This is a genomic window from Bradyrhizobium sp. 27S5, assembly GCF_037217225.1.
GTDB classification, from domain to species: domain Bacteria; phylum Pseudomonadota; class Alphaproteobacteria; order Rhizobiales; family Xanthobacteraceae; genus Bradyrhizobium; species Bradyrhizobium septentrionale.
In genome coordinates this window covers 5,143,635-5,158,902 of the sequence record NZ_CP147714.1, presented here as the reverse complement: position 1 = coordinate 5,158,902, position 15,268 = coordinate 5,143,635, and the positions used below count along the sequence as shown (strand labels likewise).

Genomic DNA, 15,268 nt, shown 5'->3' with positions numbered 1-15,268 from the left:
TCACAGCGCCGTCGCTTCCGGCAGGCGCGCCGCGGTGTCGCTGAACACCTCGGCGAAGGCTTGCCGGAGCGCGATGTCGACATCGGCCATCGTGACCGGCAGCCCGAGATCGACCAGCGAGGTGACGCCGTAGCGCGGATCGACCACGCCGCAGGGCACGATCGCCTGGAAATGCGAGAGGTCGGGCTCGACATTGATGGCGATGCCGTGGAACGAGACCCAGCGGCGCAGCCGGACGCCGATCGCCGCGATCTTGTCCTCAAAGCCCGGTCCCTTGTCCGGGCGCCGCACCCAGACCCCGACGCGGTCTTCGCGGCGCTCGCCGCGGACGTTGAAGGCGGCGAGCGTGCGGATGATCCATTCCTCCAGCGAGGCAACATAGGCGCGCACATCCGGCCGCCGCCGCTTGAGGTCGAGCATCACATAGGCAACGCGCTGGCCCGGGCCGTGATAGGTGACCTGGCCGCCGCGGCCGCTCTGGAAGGTCGGAAAGCGCGGGGCGAGCAGGTCATCTGCCTTGCCGCTGGTGCCGGAAGTGTAGAGCGGCGGGTGCTCGAGCAGCCACACCAACTCGGTTGCTTCGCCGGCGGCGATCGCCGCCACCCGGGCGTCCATCGCGGCGAGAGAATCGGGGTAGGGCACCGGACCGTCCGAAATCCGCCATTCGACCGCGCCGCCGCCCGAAGGGCGCGCAAAGGTCGTCAAATCGAGGCTTTGGCGGTCGTTAACCATTAGCTAACCCTAACGTGGTCAGGTGAACCCACAATTTAGTTCCGGTTCGGCGGTTCAGAAGTGCCCACCCTCGACAAAGTCAGCGTAGATCTCATGGTGGTCCTCGGCACGACCACCATGCCGATTCACCAAGTCATGCGGCTGTCCCGCGGCGCCATCATCGAACTGGATGCCACCGAGGCCGACGAGGTCAAGATCCTCGCCAACAACCTGCCGGTGGCCAGCGGCGTGGTGCTGGTCGACCGCAACCGGATTGCGGTCGAGGTCAAGCAAATGCTGCCGAAATCTCCCGGAGTTCGCAGTTAATTCTCGCATTTAGCGCCTTGTCCCTGCATGCATGATTTGTTACATCGCCCCGTCGATGCGGCGGCGCCTTAGGGTTCCATCCGACATCCTTAGCGCTCGTGGCGGAATTGGTAGACGCGCTGCCTTGAGGTGGCAGTGGGTAACACCGTGGGGGTTCGAGTCCCTCCGAGCGCACCATACCTCAGCTGATCCTTGAAATCGCTGAATTTTTCGAAGCAGGAGCGGTTGCTCCGGCTTCGCGGCAAGCCACGTCCCGAGCACGCTCTAATCGGGCACGCGCTTGCTGGCCGCCGCCGAGGCCTCGGCACGCGGGGTGCGCTTCTTCAAATTGGCGACTCGGACAGACGCGTTGCTCTCATTGGGCCGCGCGACAGGCCGGGGCGCGGCGTGGGCTCTGCTGTGAGCTGCAGCGGGAGGTTGATGCGCGGCCTGCTTCGGATGCCTGGCCTGGCGCGCGGAGATCGCCTGCGCACGCGGTGCGACAGCGCCCGGGGCAATTGTCGGACGCTGCGCGATCCGGCGACTGGCCGCCGATCGCGTCGCGAGCAGGGTCAGGTCCAGCGCTTCGGGAACACGAAACACGTCGGACGAGGGAATCGGCAATGTCGAGACCGCCGCCAGCTGCGCGAGCTGCGGCTGCGGCCACAGCGTGCGGACGGGCACCGCGATTCGGCTGCGCTGTGCGTGATCGAGGATGTCGGCGTCACGCCAATCCATGTCGGCAAACACCGGTGCTGGCAGCGTCCGCGTCGCGGTGAAGACGAAGTTCGGAATTTTCGGCCAGCGCGTGATCGCCACCGTCTCGGTCGGCGGATGCATGAACCATTGCTGCGGCTCGGTCGGTGTCGCCGGGCGGTCGGCCGTGGCGGGGACGACGTGAACGATGCGGTAGCCGCGCTCCTTCAGCGTGTTGAGGATTCGCGGCAGCGCCGCCACCGTGCGCGGCTGGATGTCGTGCAGCAGCAGGATGCCCTTGTGCTTGGCCTCGATGCGCTGGATCGCGAGATCATAGACCCGCTGCGGCGAGACGTGGCGCCAGTCGTCGGCCGGGAAGTCGGCGCTCCACACCTGGATGCCCTGCGACGCCAGATAAGCTTCCGGGATCTCGGCGCGCATCAGGCCCGGAATCCGGAAGAATGGCGCAAGCTTGCTCTTGTCGCCGTTGAGCGCAGCCAAGGTCGAGGCGATGCCGTCGTCGACCTCCTGCCGCACCTTTTCGAGCGGCATCTTGTTCATCGTCAGCGGATGGTTCTGGCTATGCGTGCCAACGGTATGTCCGGCCGCGATCAGCTTGCGCACGCCTTCCGGATTGGCCCTGGCCTGGCCGCCGATGGTGAAGAAGGTCGCCTTGACGCACTGGCTGGCGAGGATCGCCAGCACCTGGTTGCTGTATTTCGGCAGCGGGCCGTCGTCGAAGGTCAGCACCACCTCGTGATCGGCCAGCGGCAGTGTCTCCGGATACTGCATGGTGCCGATCCGCGGATGCTCCTTGGGATCGACGACGAGGGTTCGCGAGGTGCCGAGTGCGTTGGGGTTACCCGGGCAATCCGCGGCGCGGACGGCCTGCGGCGTCATGAAGCTGCAGCTGAGCAGCGTCGCGCCGATCACGGTCCGCGACCGCTTCCGGATAGTTACCAGGACGTTCGCAATCATCAAATTCGGCCGCATTCCAAACGCACTGACGAATCCTTAGGTATGGCGCCATGAACGCCGCCTTAACGGTCTGTAATCCAGTTCTGGTTCCGGGTTCAATGTGACCGGTCGGACACGGTCTTCATTGCCGCCGGGACGATGTGGACGACGTGATAATTATGCTCACGCAGATACCTTAAAAAGGCCGGCAGCATCTCGGCTGTTCGCATTTGCGCGTCATGCAGCAGGATAATGCCCTTGCGGTGGCCTTCGAGCCGTCCGGTGAGGAGCTTGAGTTCCTCCTCGGGCGCCATCTTGACCCAGTCACTGGCCCAGAAATCGGCGCCGAACACCGCGATACCGCGTTTTTCCAGGTGATTCAGCAGGGTGGGCGTCGACTCGAAATAGGGGAACCGGAAGAACGGCGTGCTTGGGGTCGTGCTCTCGGTTCCGCGCAGGGCCTTGCCGACTGCTTCTATCCCCCGATTGATGTTCGCTTCGGCCTGGTCCAACGGGAGTTTGTTGAGATGCGGATGGTCCCAGGTGTGATAGCCGATGGTGTGGCCGAGGCGCGCGACCTTGCGGACCATATCGGGATGATCAGCCGCGTTGCGGCCGACCATGAAGAAGGTGGCGCGCACGCATTCGCTCGCCAGCGCTGCCAGCACCTTGTCGGTGGTGCCCGGCGTCGGGCCGTCGTCGAAGGTCAGCACGATCTCGCCGTCGCGCAGCGGCAGGGTCTGCGGGAAGCTCTTCAGCCCGACGCGCGGATAGGTCGCAGGATCGACCTCGAGCACACGCGAGGTGCCGAGCGCGTCGTTGCGCTGGCACTCGGCGGCCCGCGCGGGGCTAAACAGCGCAGCCGGCACCACGGTAATCAGCGCCGCGACGACGCTCAGGCAAGTGTTCAGGATTGGCCGAGAGCCGCTCGACATATTTCTCATTGCGCTGGGCACCGCCGATTAGGTAATCCGTTCCGCACTCATCAGAGCAGTTTTCCCCCTCCTGTCAAACCGGCGAAACACGGCATGGCCGAGAATTTCGACGTTGCCGAACCCGCCGAGACCGACCCGCTGGCCCGGATGCCGATGCGGGACGAGGAGGGCGAGCTGCGCCCCGAATTCGTCGCGGAGGTCACCCGGGCCATTCACGCCGCGGACCGGCCGCTGCTGTGCGAGGTGGTCGCGGAACTGCACGAGGCCGATCTCGGCGACCTGATCGCGGCGCTGGAGCCGGACGACCGCGTCACCCTGGTCGAGATCACCGGCACGGATTTCGACTTCTCGGCGCTCAACGAGGTCGACGAGACCGTCCGCGAGGAGATCCTCGAGGAGCTCGAGCCGGAGACGGTGGCGGAGGGCGTCCGCGAGCTCGAATCCGATGACGCCGTCGAGCTCCTGGAAAGCCTCGACGAGGAGGACCAGGAAGAGATCCTGGAGAAGCTGCCGGCGGCCGAGCGCGAGGACATCGAGCGCAGCCTGCTGTACCCGGAAAATTCCGCCGGCCGGCGGATGCAGACCGAGTTCATCGCGGTGCCGCCGGACTGGAATGTCGGGCAGGCGATCGACTACATGCGCGACACGCCCGATCTGCCGGACCGCTTCTACGAGATCTATGTCGTCGACGCCGACAAGCATCTGCTCGGCGCCGTGCCGCTCGACGTGCTGTTGCGCACGCGCCGTCCGGTCGCGGTCAAGGACCTGATCGACGAGGATCGTCGCCGCGTCTCCGCGCTGGAGGACCAGGAAGAGGTCGCGCGGATGTTCGGCAAGTACAATCTGGTCGCAGCGCCCGTGGTCGACACCGTCGGCCGGTTGGTCGGCGTCATCACCATCGACGACGTCGTCGACGTGATCGAGGAGGAGGCCGACGAGGACCTCAAGGCGCTGGGCGGCGTTACCCATCCCGAAGAGCTGTCCGACACGGTCTGGACCATCGCCCGCGGCCGCTTCAACTGGCTCTTGGTCAATCTCGCCACCGCGTTCCTGGCCTCGTCGGTGCTCGGCCTGTTCGAGGGCCAGCTCGAGAAGATGGTGGCGCTCGCGGTGCTGGCGCCGATCGTGGCGAGCCAGGGCGGCAATGCCGCGACCCAGACCATGACGGTCGCGGTGCGCGCGCTCGCCACCCGCGAGCTCGGTTCGGCCAACGCGATGCGCGTCGTCTTGCGCGAGACCATGGTCGGTCTCGTCAATGGCCTCGCCTTTGCCGTGATCACCGGCATCGCGGCGGTGGCCTGGTTCAAGATCCCTGGTCTCGGCCTCGTGATCGGGCTTGCGATCATCTGCAACCTGGTCGCCGGCGCGCTCGGCGGCATCCTGATTCCGATCGTGCTGGATCGGGTGCGGGCCGACCCCGCGGTCGCCTCCGGCACCTTCGTCACCACTGTCACCGACGTGGTCGGCTTCTTCTCGTTCCTCGGCATCGCCACGCTGTGGTTCGGGCTGAAATAGCGCCTGATCCGGAAAAGTGCGAAGCGGTTTTCCGAAAAGATCATGCTGTTAGCCGGGGGCCAGCGGGCCGGTTTATCGTTAATCGCGCCTTAACGGGGTTGGCGGATGATGCTCGCATCTCCACGGGGGCCATTACGGGGGCCATCATGCAGCGCTTGCGGCTCAAGGCGGACGGACGGATCGTCGAACTGCGCGACGGACAGGAAATCCCGCTCGTGCCCGCACACCCGGCGGTGCCGGCGATGCAGCCCTCGGCCACGCAACCGGCCGTGCGGGATCTGCGCCGCCGCGCCCAACTCACCCAGCTCGAATTCGCCGCCAAGCTCGGTGTGCCCGTGGAAACCATCCGCAACTGGGAGCAGGGCAAGCGCGCCCCGCGCGGCCCTGCCCGCGCGCTGCTCGCCGTGATCGCCCATTCGCCGGAGACGGTGTTCGCCGCGCTGTCGAGCGAGCCGACGGCGGCGTGAGCTGCTGCAAAGCGCAGTCGCCCCACCCTCGGTGTCATCACCCGCGCAAGCGGGTGATCCAGTATTCCAGAGACGTTCGAGTTCAATATGAGAGGCCGCGGCGTACTGGATCGCCGGGTCGAGCCGGGCGAAATGTGCGTGAGGACGAAGCTTCGCATTCTCGCGCCACAATGTCGGTGTCGTCCCGGCGAAGGCCGGGACCCATACGCCGCAGCAATTGTTGTGAACGGGACGCGTCGTTCCAGCATTGCACAACGATTCGCATTTGGGGTTATGGGTCCCGGCCTTCGCCGGGACGACAGTGAGTATGCGGCGCTGTTTGTGATTCACACATCCGCATTCTCGCGACATGATCTGTCCGAGCTTTGCTCTTTGTTCCGCCCTCATCTCACACAGAGGGCGCAGGGAAAGCCGGGTGCCGATCGCACCCATGGGCCCTGTGCAACAAAAAAGCACAGGGGTAGGACCACAGGTGTAACCGGGAACTCCGGCTTTCCCTGCGCGATGGTTTTACGGCTTATACGTGCTCGCCCCGGCGAGACTGGGCTTGCTTGTCACCGCCCTCGCAAAAACGCTTGCGCGCTTTACGAGAGGACACCTGCCGCTAGGGCGTCAGGCCTGCACGACTTCGCCGTCCGCCTCTTGCGTCCTCGTCAGTTGCGCAATCGGCGTCCACCGCATCTCACCGCAACGTTCGTGACGATCGCGAGCGCCCCTCAATCGGGTGAGACGCCGGCATTAGACCGGTGAGTTGGGGTCCACGTCAAGAGTAAATTCGGAAAAAACGAAGTGGCTCGCGCCCAATCCCTCATCACCGGTTGCTCAATCGCAATGCTACAATAGAAAAATATGTTATGATATCAATGTATTGCAATGAATTGCATGCAGAATACAAAATGTGCTTGTCGCCTCGCGCGGCTTGAAGCAGACTTTGCGCGGGGCAGGAGAGGCCGATGACCTTCGATGACGAGGGTAGTGCCAGGGGCACACTACAATCTGCCGGCAGAGGAGCGAGCAATGAGCGATCAGGTGTCCACCATCGCAATGGCAGATACGGCGAAGCCTTCCGGCGTGCGCTGGAAGATCTTCCTGCTGATGCTGTTCCTGATCTCGATCAACTATATCGATCGCGCCTCGCTCTCGGTCGCGATGCCGGTCATCGCCAAGGAGTTCGACATCGATCCGGCGATGCAGGGCCTGATCCTGAGCTCGTTCTTCTGGACCTACGCGCTGATGCAGGTGCCCGGCGGCATGCTCGCCGACCGCTTCAAGCCGCGCATCGTGATCGCTCTGGCGACGCTATTCTGGGGCTTCTTCCAGGCGCTGGCGGCGCTGTCCACCAGTTGGATGCTGCTGCTGTTGACCCGGCTCGGGCTCGGCGCATCGGAAGCGCCGATCTATCCGGCCGGCGGCAAGCTCAACGCGATCTGGATGACGCAGACCGAGCGCGGCCGCGGGGCCACTCTGCTGGACGGCGGCGCGCCGTTGGGCGCTGCGCTCGGCTCGATCGTGATTGCCTGGCTGATGGCAGCGTTCAGCTCCTGGCGCGTCGCCTTCGTCGTCGCGGGTGTCGGCACCATGCTGTGCGGGCTGTGGGCCTGGTACTACATCCGGAACGCGCCGCGTGAGCATCCGTCGGTCAATGAGGCCGAGGCGCGCTATCTCGAAGCGGCGCATGCGATCGAGGACGCGGCGACGCCGGCCGCGTCGGGCGCCAGCTGGGTGGCCTATTTCCGCTTTCGCTCGGTGTGGTGCATGTGCCTTGGGTGGATGTTCTTCAACACCACCTTCTACGGCCTGCTGACCTGGATGCCGACCTACCTGTTCAAGGTGCACGGCTTCGACATCAAGGCGCTGGGCGGCGCCTCCTTCATCATCTTCTTCGCAGGCTTCGTCGGCGAACTGGTCGGCGGCTGGATCGGCGATGGCTGGCGGGAGCGGGGCGGGGCGCCGAACACCGTGTTCCGCACCCTGTTCGGCATCGCCGCGATCATGGCGACCGTCTCGATCTTCCTCGTCGCCTACGTCACCAATCCCGTTGTGGTCGTGGTGCTGCTGTCGACGACGCTGTTCTTCCTGCGCTGGTGCGGCATGTACTGGGCGATCCCCTCGGCGCTGGCGGGCCGCGGCAAGTCCGGCTTCCTCGGCGGCTGCATGAATCTCGGCGGCAACATCGCCGGCATCACGACGCCGTTGATCGTCGGCTTCATCGTGCAGGCCACCGGCTCCTACTTCCTGGCCCTGATGTATTTCGCCGCCGCGGGCATTGCGCTGTTGATCTGCTCGACCCTGATCGACTACAGCCGCAAGCTCCCGGTCTAGAGCGTTTTCGAGCGAAGTGGAGACCGGTTCGCGTGAGGAAAACGCGTCAAAACAAGAATCTAGAGCCCCGTTCCGATTCAATCGGAACGGAACAGACTCTAGAACGGATGCGGCCGAGCCCGCGACGGGGTGCGCCGCTTGATGAGGCCCGTCCATGACACGTCCTATCCGGCTCGGCATGCTGACGCCGTCGTCGAACACCGCGCTCGAGCCGATCACCTATGCGATGCTCGCCGGGATCGACGACGTCTCGGCGCATTTCGCCCGCTTCAAGGTGACGGAGATCGCGCTGTCGGAATCAGCCCTGCGCCAGTTCGACGCCACCGAGATTCTTCGCGCGGCAGACTTGCTGGCGCATGCCAAGGTTGGCGTCATCGCCTGGAACGGCACCTCGGCAAGCTGGCTCGGCTTCGATCGCGACGAGAGCCTGTGCGAGCAGATCACCGCGGCGACCGGCATCAAGGCCTGCACCACGGTGCTGGCCTATCGCGATTTGCTGCGGCGGATCGGCGCCAAACGCATCGGGCTGGTGACGCCGTATCGCCGGGATGTGCAGGACCGCATCATCGCCAACTGGAATTCGGAAGGGCTGCATTGCTTTGCCGAACGGCATCTCGCCTTGCAGGACAATTTCTCCTTTGCCGAGGTCAGCGAGGCCGAGGTCGCAGGCCTGATCGAGGAGGTCATCCGCGAGGGCTGCGATGCCGCGGTCGTGCTCTGCACCAACATGCGCGGCGCCGGTGCAGCGGAGCGGCTGGAGCGCGGCTATGGCGTGCCCGTGCTGGATTCGATTGCGGTGACGCTGTGGGCATGCCTCGCAGCTGCCGCCTGCGATCCGTCGCGCGTGCGCAGCTGGGGCAGCCTGTTCTCGAACCCCGATCTGCGCGCGGCGACCGCGATCCAGATCGAGGATGCGATCTCCAATCATGACAATGCAGGCAAGCGGTGACTGAAGCCAAGACCGAGGTCAGGGCGACCAGACGCAACAAGGAACCCAAGCGCGCGATGACCGCGCTGCAACGGCGCCGCTTGCGCGTGCCGCGGGTCGGGCTGCATGAGCAGGCGGCGGCGCGGCTGCGCACCATGATCGTGCGCGGCGAGCTGGCGCCGGGGCAATCGCTGGGCGAGGCGGACCTATCCGACGCGCTCGGCATTTCGCGCACCCCGCTGCGCGAAGCGCTGAAGCAATTGGCGAGCGAAGGCCTGGTCGAACTGCGGCTCAACCACAGCGCAGTGGTGGCGCCGTTCCGCCGCGCCGAGCTGACCGAATTGTTCGAAGCCGTCAGCGGCATCGAGCGCTGCGCTGCCGAACTCGCCGCTTTGCGCATGGAGGGCGCCGATTTCGAACGGCTCGAGGCGCTGCAGGACAAGATCGAATGGCATCACGGCCGCGGTGAGCTGCGCGACTATTTCCAGGTCAACCAGCAGATCCATTCGGCGATCGTCGGCTTTGCCCGCAATGCGGTGCTGAAGGCAACCCATGAGGCGCTGCTGGCGCGGGCCGAGCGGGCGCGGTTCTTCGCGCTGTCGGTGCTCGGGCGCTGGGATGAATCGGTGCGCGAGCACCAGGACATACTGGCCGCGCTGAAAGCGCGCGATGCGACGCGAGCCGGGCAGATGCTGGCGCATCACGTCCGCCGCACCGGCGAGATCGTCGCCGAAACGCTGGACAATACGCCGGAAGAAGCGGCCGTGCCCGACGCACCCGTGAAGCCACGCGGCCGCAAGACGAGGAAAGTTGCGCCATGAAGATCCTGCTGCTCAATCCCAACACGACGGCAGCGGTGACCGATCTGCTGCATGCCGCCGGCAGCAAGGTGGCGTCTGACGGTACCGAGCTGGTGCCGGTCACTGCCGCGCGCGGCGTGCCTTATATCGCGACCCGCGCCGAGGCGCAGATCGGCGGCGCGATCGCGCTGGAGATGCTGGCCGAGGCCGGCCCCGGCATCGACGCCGCAATCATCGCCGCATTCGGCGATCCCGGCCTGTTCGGCGCGCGCGAGCTGTTTGCGTTTCCCGTCGTCGGCCTCGCGGAAGCCGCGATGCTCACCGCCTGCATGCTCGGCCGGCGGTTTGCCATCGTGACTTTCGCCGGCGCGCTGGCACCCTGGTACGAGGAATGCGTCGCCATGCATGGGCTGAGCTCTCGCTGCGCCGGCATCCGCGCGCTCGATGGCAGCTTCCAGTCGATCTCGGAGGTACAGGCCGAGAAGGAAGAGCTGCTGGTCGCGCTCGCCAACCAGGCGGTAGAGCAGGACAAGGCCGACGTCGTGATTCTGTCAGGCGCGCCGCTGGCCGGGCTGGCCGCAAAAGTCCGCGACCGCATTCCGGTGCCGGTGGTCGATCCGGTTGCGGCCGCGGTGCGCCAGGCCGAGACGCTTGCTGTGCTGAAGCCGCGCAAGGCTGTCGCCGGCACCTACCGCCGTCCCGATCCCAAGCCGACGCTTGGGCTCGCCGAGCCGCTTGCCGCAATCATCGAACACCGCTCACCGAAGGAGGGGACGCGCTGATGTCCTTCGACACCATCATCCGCGGCGGCACCGTCGTCACCGCCGCCGACACCTTCGCCTGTGACGTCGGCATCCGCGACGGCAAGATCACCGCGCTCGGTCATGATCTCGGCGCTGCGACCGAGATCATCGACGCCACCGACCGGCTGGTGCTGCCCGGCGGCATCGACAGCCACGTCCATTTCGCCCAGCCGTCCGGCGACGGCATCGTGATGGCCGACGGCTTTGCCAGCGGCACCCGCTCGGCGGCGTTCGGCGGCAACACCACCGTGCTGCCGTTCTGCCTGCAGGAGAAGGGGCAGACGCTGCGCGAGGCGCTGAAGCATTACCATGCGCTGGCGGAGGGCGAATGCCATGTCGACGTCGCCTTCCATCTCATCGTCACCGATCCGACCGAGCATGTGCTGGGCCAGGAGCTGCCGGCGCTGGTCGAGGACGGCTACACCTCGCTGAAGGTCTTCATGACCTATGAGGGGCTGGCGTTGTCGGATCGCGAGCTGCTCGAGACCATGTCGGTGGCACGTGAGACCGGCGCCATGCTGATGGTGCATGCGGAGAATTTCGACGCCATCCGCTTCCTCACCGATCGGCTGGAGCGCGCTGGCAACACCGCGCCGCGCTTCCACGCGACCTCGCGGCCGATCCCGGTCGAGCGCGAGGCCACCCATCGCGCGATCTCGCTGTCCGAGCTGGTCGATGTGCCGATCATGATCGTGCATGTGTCGAACCGCGAGGCGATGGAGGAAATCCGGCGCGCGCAGCAGCGGGGCTTGCGTGTGATGGGCGAAACCTGTCCGCAATATCTCATGCTGACCGAGAAGGATCTCGATCAGCTCAACATGGAAGGCGCAAAATACGTCTGCTCGCCGCCGCCGCGCGACCTCGCGAGCCAGAAGGCGTGCTGGGAAGGCCTGCAGCAGAAAGTGTTCTCGGTGTTCTCGTCGGATCATTGCCCGTTCCGCTACGACGACCCGCAAGGCAAGCTCGCGCCGAAAGGGCGCACCAGCTTCCGCTGGGTGCCGAACGGCATCCCCGGCGTCGCGACGCGGCTGCCGATCCTGTTTTCCGAGGGCGTGGTGAAGGGCCGTATCGACCTCAACAGCTTCGTTGCCTTCAGCGCCACCAACCATGCCAGGATCTACGGCCTCTATCCGCGCAAGGGCACGATCGCGGTCGGCTCCGATGCCGACATCGCGCTGTGGGATGCCAAGCGCAAGGTGACGATCCGCCATGAGCTGATCCACGACGGCGCGGACTACACGCCCTATGAAGGGCTCGAGGTCACCGGCTGGCCGGTGCTGACCATGGTGCGCGGAAAGGTCGTCGTTGACGACGGCGCCCTTGTCGGCAGCAAGGAGCACGGCACATATTTGCCGCGCGCCAAGCCGCCGGCGGGAGCAACCATCCCATAACACCCAAAGCAAGAAGGCAGGAGACCACCATGCCCTACGCAACAACTGATGACGGCGTCCGCCTCTATTTCGAGGAGACCGGATCGGGCCATCCATTGATCCTGGTGCACGAGTTCGCCGGTGATTTGCGCAGCTACGAGCCGCAGATGCGGCATTTCGGCAAGCGCTTCCGCACCGTCGCCTACAATGCGCGCGGCTTTCCGCCGTCTGACGTGCCGGAGCAGGTCGCGTCCTACTCGCAGGCGCGCGCCGCCGACGATATTCTGGCCGTGCTCGATCACATCGGCGCGCCGAAGGCGCATATCGTGGGTCTCTCGATGGGCGGCTTCGCGACCTTGCATTTCGGACTGCGCCATCCGACGCGGGCGCTGTCGCTGTGTATCGGCGGCTGCGGTTATGGCGCCGAGCTCGACAAGCGCGAGACGTTTCGTGCCGAGGCCGACATCATCGCGGGCATGATCCGGAAAGGAGGCATGCCGGCCTTCGCCGAGCGCTACGCGTACGGCCCGACGCGCGTGCAGTATGAGAACAAGGACCCGCGCGGCCACGCCGAGTTCAAGGCCATGCTGGCCGAGCACTCGGCGGTGGGATCGGCCAACACCCAGCAGGGCGTGCAGAAGGAGCGTCCCTCGCTGTACACGCTGGTCGACGAGATGAAGCGCATCAATGTGCCGACGCTGATCATCACCGGCGACGAGGATTGGCCGTGCCTGCTGCCGGGCATCCTGATGAAGCAGAGCATCCCGTCGGCGGCGCTCGCGGTGATACCGAACTGCGGCCACGCCATCAACATCGAAGAGCCCGACGAATACAACCGGATCGTCGGCGAATTCCTCTCGCAGGTCGAAAGCGGCCGCTGGCCGCAGCGCGATCCCAGAGCGGTGAGTGCCTCGATCACGGGCATGAAGGATTAAGGATCGAGTATCCAACGAGATGGCCGAGGCAAAGTTATGCTGCGAATATCAGAAGCACTCGAACTCGTTTCGAAGCAGCTGGAGCTGAGATCGCCTGACGATGTTCAGTACGTCGTCGTGGAGAGCTCCACTATCGAGAAGCCCTTTGGATGGATTTTCTTCTACCAGTCTAAGGAGTTTCTTGAGACGGGCATCTTTATGCATCGTTTTGCCGGGAATGGTCCCGTGTTCGTCAACAAGGCGACTGGCGAAGTCGATTTTTTTGGAAGCGCCGCTCCGCTCGAAATCATATTGGCGGAGTACGAAGGGAAACTGAAAGAACGCGGATAACCATGTGGTTTCCTATGACGTCGACGAGTTGCGTCCGCGGAGCCGGAATATGCAATCACCATACGCTGGCATGACGTTGAACGAACGGATCGTCGTTTCCGGGCGGCTGGCGGAATGGGACAAGGCGGTCCATGCGGCGGATCGATCGAAGACGATTGAGATTTTGACGCAGCTTGACCTGGAGAGCCAGGCGGAGTCGCTGGTCAATCAAATTTTGGCTAACCCAAAATTCTATGGATATGACGATATCAAGTCGTTCAAATGAATTGATCTGACGATCGTGCTTGCCGGCGTCATCGACGCAGCGATCGCTTCAATGACATCGATTCAATATCCGTTCGGGCGCGCTGCAACCGCCGCGTGAATCGAACGCGGGACGATTATGTCGCGATGATGCGGCAATCGCAAAACCGACACAGAGCTGTTACGCGCGCTGGCTAATGTGTCGCATGTCGACGTCATAAATCCTTAAAAAATGGGGCAAGAAGTGAAGGCGAAATTCCTTTCAACGGTCGGATTCTGTGTGGTCGCCGCGGCGATCGCGAGCAGCGCTCCGGCGGCGCAAGACGATCACGACCGCGATCATCGTCATCCGCATGACATCCACACGGCCACGCCGATCAAGCATCTCGTGGTCATCTTCAACGAGAACCGTTCGTTCGATCATTACTTCGCGACCTACCCGAAGGCGGCGAATCCGTCGGGCTCGATTCCGTTCGTTGCCAAGCCGCATACGCCGAAGGTGAACAACCTCGCCAACGCCAATCTGTTGACCAACAACCCGAACACCAATCCGGCCAACGGCACCGGCGCGACCAATCCGTTCCGCCTCGACCGCACCCAGGCTAACACGCGCTCGCAGAACCACTCCTACACGCCCGAGCAGCAGGCGGTCGACAACGGCAAGGACGACCTGTTTCCGGAATTCACCGGTCGCGGCACTGCCGGCGGCGTCGGCGCCTTCGGCACCAACGGGCAGGTGATGGGTTATTTCGACGGCAACACCGTCACCGCGTTCTGGAATTACGCCCAGAACTTCGCGATGAGCGACAATCACTGGACCGACACCTTTGGTCCGTCGACGCCCGGCGCGCTCGAGGTGGTTTCCGGTCAGACCAACGGTGCGCAGAACATCGTCGGCACGTCATCGTCGATCGCCGATGGCCAAGGCGGCCTGACGTTGATCGGTGATACCGATCCTGCCTACGACTCCTGCTCGAGCACGACCAGCCAGGTCTTGATGACCAGCAAGAACATCGGCGACCTGCTCAATGCCGAGCAGATCAGCTGGGGCAGCTTCATGGGCGGCTTCGACCTGACGCTCAAGAACACCAACGGCACCACCAACTGCGGCCGCAGCACCTTCTCGAGCAACGTCAACGGCACGATCGTGGACTACATCCCGCACCACGCCTGGTTCCAGTACTACAAGTCGACCGCCAACCCGACCCATGCGCGGCCGAGCTCGGTGAACGCCGTCGGCCACACCTACGTTCCCGGCAGCAAGGCCGTCGATCCGGCCAATCACGCCTACGATCTCGACGACTTCTACGCCTCGGTGAAAGCCGGCAACTTCCCGGCCGTCTCCTACATCAAGATGCCGGCCTATCAGGACGGTCATCCCGGCAACTCCGATCCGCTCGACGAGCAGGCCGGCAATGTCGAGCTGATCAACTTCCTGCAGAAGCAGAAGGAGTGGGGCGAGACGGCGGTCATCATCACCTATGACGACTCCGACGGCTGGTACGACCACCAGTACGTCGCGCCGACCAGCGCCTCGTATGATCCGACCGCCGATCAGATCAACGGTCCCGGCCAGTGCGGCCGCGGTATCGGCAAGCAGACGCAGCCGAAGGGCCTCGACGGCAAGCCGGTGAACGGCCGCTGCGGACCGGGCACCCGCGTCCCGTTCCTGGTGATCTCGCCCTTCGCCAAGAGGAACTTCGTCAGCCACACCCGCATCTCGCAGGCCTCCGTGGTTCGCTTCATCGAAGACAACTGGCTGCACGGCCAGCGTCTTGGCGGCGGCGCGTTCGACGACAGCGTCGAATCGATCGCGGACATGTTCGATTTCGATCACGGCCGCGGTCACGACCACGACGATCGGCAGGATGCGCTGTTCCTCGATCCGACCAGCGGCACCGTGATCGTCAGCCCGCCCGACGACCACCATCATCACTAACGCGCTCGGAT

General features: G+C 64.6%; 15 protein-coding genes and 1 tRNA gene. 13 read left to right on the top strand and 3 right to left on the bottom strand.

The annotated features are described in order from the left end of the window. Positions 1-732: a lipoyl(octanoyl) transferase LipB gene (gene lipB, locus WDM24_RS24230; RefSeq protein WP_166297008.1), complete on the bottom strand. Its 732-nt coding sequence runs from the start codon at positions 730-732 to the stop codon at positions 1-3. A 60-nt stretch (positions 733-792) separates the two neighbouring features. Here lipB and WDM24_RS24225 point away from each other — a divergent pair, with 60 nt between their 5' ends. After that, positions 793-1,038: a FliM/FliN family flagellar motor switch protein gene (locus WDM24_RS24225; RefSeq protein WP_021080574.1), complete on the top strand. Its 246-nt coding sequence runs from the start codon at positions 793-795 to the stop codon at positions 1,036-1,038. Positions 1,039-1,130: 92 nt separating this feature from the next. Further along, positions 1,131-1,215 (top strand) — tRNA-Leu (locus tag WDM24_RS24220). Positions 1,216-1,302: 87 nt separating this feature from the next. Here WDM24_RS24220 and WDM24_RS24215 read toward each other — a convergent pair. Together WDM24_RS24215 and WDM24_RS24210 are read right to left on the bottom strand one after the other, a co-directional pair. Beyond that, entirely contained in the window at positions 1,303-2,691 is a 1,389-nt protein-coding gene (locus tag WDM24_RS24215) for a polysaccharide deacetylase family protein (protein WP_338827300.1), read from the bottom strand. 95 nt (positions 2,692-2,786) lie between these two features. After that, the gene (locus tag WDM24_RS24210) at positions 2,787-3,614 is read right to left on the bottom strand and encodes a polysaccharide deacetylase family protein (RefSeq protein ID WP_338827299.1); all 828 of its coding nucleotides are present in this window, start codon (positions 3,612-3,614) and stop codon (positions 2,787-2,789) included. A gap of 84 nt (positions 3,615-3,698) precedes the next feature. On the opposite strand from WDM24_RS24210, the gene mgtE reads away from it, so the two are divergent. From mgtE to WDM24_RS24155, 11 genes are all read left to right on the top strand, one after another. Further along, positions 3,699-5,120, top strand: coding sequence for a magnesium transporter (gene mgtE, locus WDM24_RS24205; protein ID WP_338827298.1), 1,422 nt, complete (start codon positions 3,699-3,701; stop codon positions 5,118-5,120). Between the two features lie 146 nt (positions 5,121-5,266). After that, complete coding sequence (locus WDM24_RS24200; RefSeq protein WP_175619304.1) at positions 5,267-5,587, top strand: helix-turn-helix domain-containing protein; 321 nt, start codon at positions 5,267-5,269, stop codon at positions 5,585-5,587. Between the two features lie 1,017 nt (positions 5,588-6,604). Then, positions 6,605-7,909: an MFS transporter gene (locus tag WDM24_RS24195; RefSeq protein ID WP_338827296.1), complete on the top strand. Its 1,305-nt coding sequence runs from the start codon at positions 6,605-6,607 to the stop codon at positions 7,907-7,909. A gap of 154 nt (positions 7,910-8,063) precedes the next feature. After that, on the top strand, positions 8,064-8,858 hold the full coding sequence (locus WDM24_RS24190) for a maleate cis-trans isomerase family protein (RefSeq protein WP_338827294.1): 795 nt from the start codon (positions 8,064-8,066) through the stop codon (positions 8,856-8,858). Continuing rightward, on the top strand, positions 8,855-9,658 hold the full coding sequence (locus WDM24_RS24185; protein ID WP_338827292.1) for a GntR family transcriptional regulator: 804 nt from the start codon (positions 8,855-8,857) through the stop codon (positions 9,656-9,658). Before WDM24_RS24190 ends, WDM24_RS24185 begins: the two co-directional genes overlap by 4 nt. Then, the gene (locus WDM24_RS24180) at positions 9,655-10,419 is read left to right on the top strand and encodes an aspartate/glutamate racemase family protein (RefSeq protein ID WP_338827291.1); all 765 of its coding nucleotides are present in this window, start codon (positions 9,655-9,657) and stop codon (positions 10,417-10,419) included. The genes WDM24_RS24185 and WDM24_RS24180 overlap by 4 nt, the downstream gene beginning before the upstream one ends. Further along, positions 10,419-11,831, top strand: a complete 1,413-nt coding sequence (hydA, locus tag WDM24_RS24175; RefSeq protein WP_338827290.1) for a dihydropyrimidinase — start codon at positions 10,419-10,421, stop codon at positions 11,829-11,831. Before WDM24_RS24180 ends, hydA begins: the two co-directional genes overlap by 1 nt. Before the next feature lie 29 nt (positions 11,832-11,860). Continuing rightward, complete coding sequence (locus WDM24_RS24170; protein WP_338827289.1) at positions 11,861-12,745, top strand: alpha/beta hydrolase; 885 nt, start codon at positions 11,861-11,863, stop codon at positions 12,743-12,745. A gap of 36 nt (positions 12,746-12,781) precedes the next feature. Continuing rightward, positions 12,782-13,075 (top strand): YrhB domain-containing protein, encoded by a 294-nt coding sequence (locus WDM24_RS24165; RefSeq protein ID WP_338827287.1) that lies wholly within the window; start codon positions 12,782-12,784, stop codon positions 13,073-13,075. Between the two features lie 49 nt (positions 13,076-13,124). Then, positions 13,125-13,340 (top strand): hypothetical protein, encoded by a 216-nt coding sequence (locus WDM24_RS24160; RefSeq protein ID WP_338827285.1) that lies wholly within the window; start codon positions 13,125-13,127, stop codon positions 13,338-13,340. Positions 13,341-13,562: 222 nt separating this feature from the next. Beyond that, positions 13,563-15,257: an alkaline phosphatase family protein gene (locus WDM24_RS24155; RefSeq protein ID WP_338827283.1), complete on the top strand. Its 1,695-nt coding sequence runs from the start codon at positions 13,563-13,565 to the stop codon at positions 15,255-15,257. The last annotated feature ends 11 nt before the right edge of the window (positions 15,258-15,268 follow it).

Coding starts and splice junctions, on each gene's coding strand:
- WDM24_RS24200 (WP_175619304.1), top strand. CDS start 5,267: ATGCAGCGCTTGCGGCTCAAGGCGGACGGACGGATCGTCGAACTGCGC.
- WDM24_RS24195 (WP_338827296.1), top strand. CDS start 6,605: ATGAGCGATCAGGTGTCCACCATCGCAATGGCAGATACGGCGAAGCCT.
- WDM24_RS24160 (WP_338827285.1), top strand. CDS start 13,125: ATGCAATCACCATACGCTGGCATGACGTTGAACGAACGGATCGTCGTT.
- WDM24_RS24170 (WP_338827289.1), top strand. CDS start 11,861: ATGCCCTACGCAACAACTGATGACGGCGTCCGCCTCTATTTCGAGGAG.
- WDM24_RS24190 (WP_338827294.1), top strand. CDS start 8,064: ATGACACGTCCTATCCGGCTCGGCATGCTGACGCCGTCGTCGAACACC.
- WDM24_RS24165 (WP_338827287.1), top strand. CDS start 12,782: ATGCTGCGAATATCAGAAGCACTCGAACTCGTTTCGAAGCAGCTGGAG.
- WDM24_RS24180 (WP_338827291.1), top strand. CDS start 9,655: ATGAAGATCCTGCTGCTCAATCCCAACACGACGGCAGCGGTGACCGAT.
- WDM24_RS24210 (WP_338827299.1), bottom strand. CDS start 3,614: ATGAGAAATATGTCGAGCGGCTCTCGGCCAATCCTGAACACTTGCCTG.
- lipB (WP_166297008.1), bottom strand. CDS start 732: ATGGTTAACGACCGCCAAAGCCTCGATTTGACGACCTTTGCGCGCCCT.
- WDM24_RS24215 (WP_338827300.1), bottom strand. CDS start 2,691: ATGATTGCGAACGTCCTGGTAACTATCCGGAAGCGGTCGCGGACCGTG.
- mgtE (WP_338827298.1), top strand. CDS start 3,699: ATGGCCGAGAATTTCGACGTTGCCGAACCCGCCGAGACCGACCCGCTG.
- hydA (WP_338827290.1), top strand. CDS start 10,419: ATGTCCTTCGACACCATCATCCGCGGCGGCACCGTCGTCACCGCCGCC.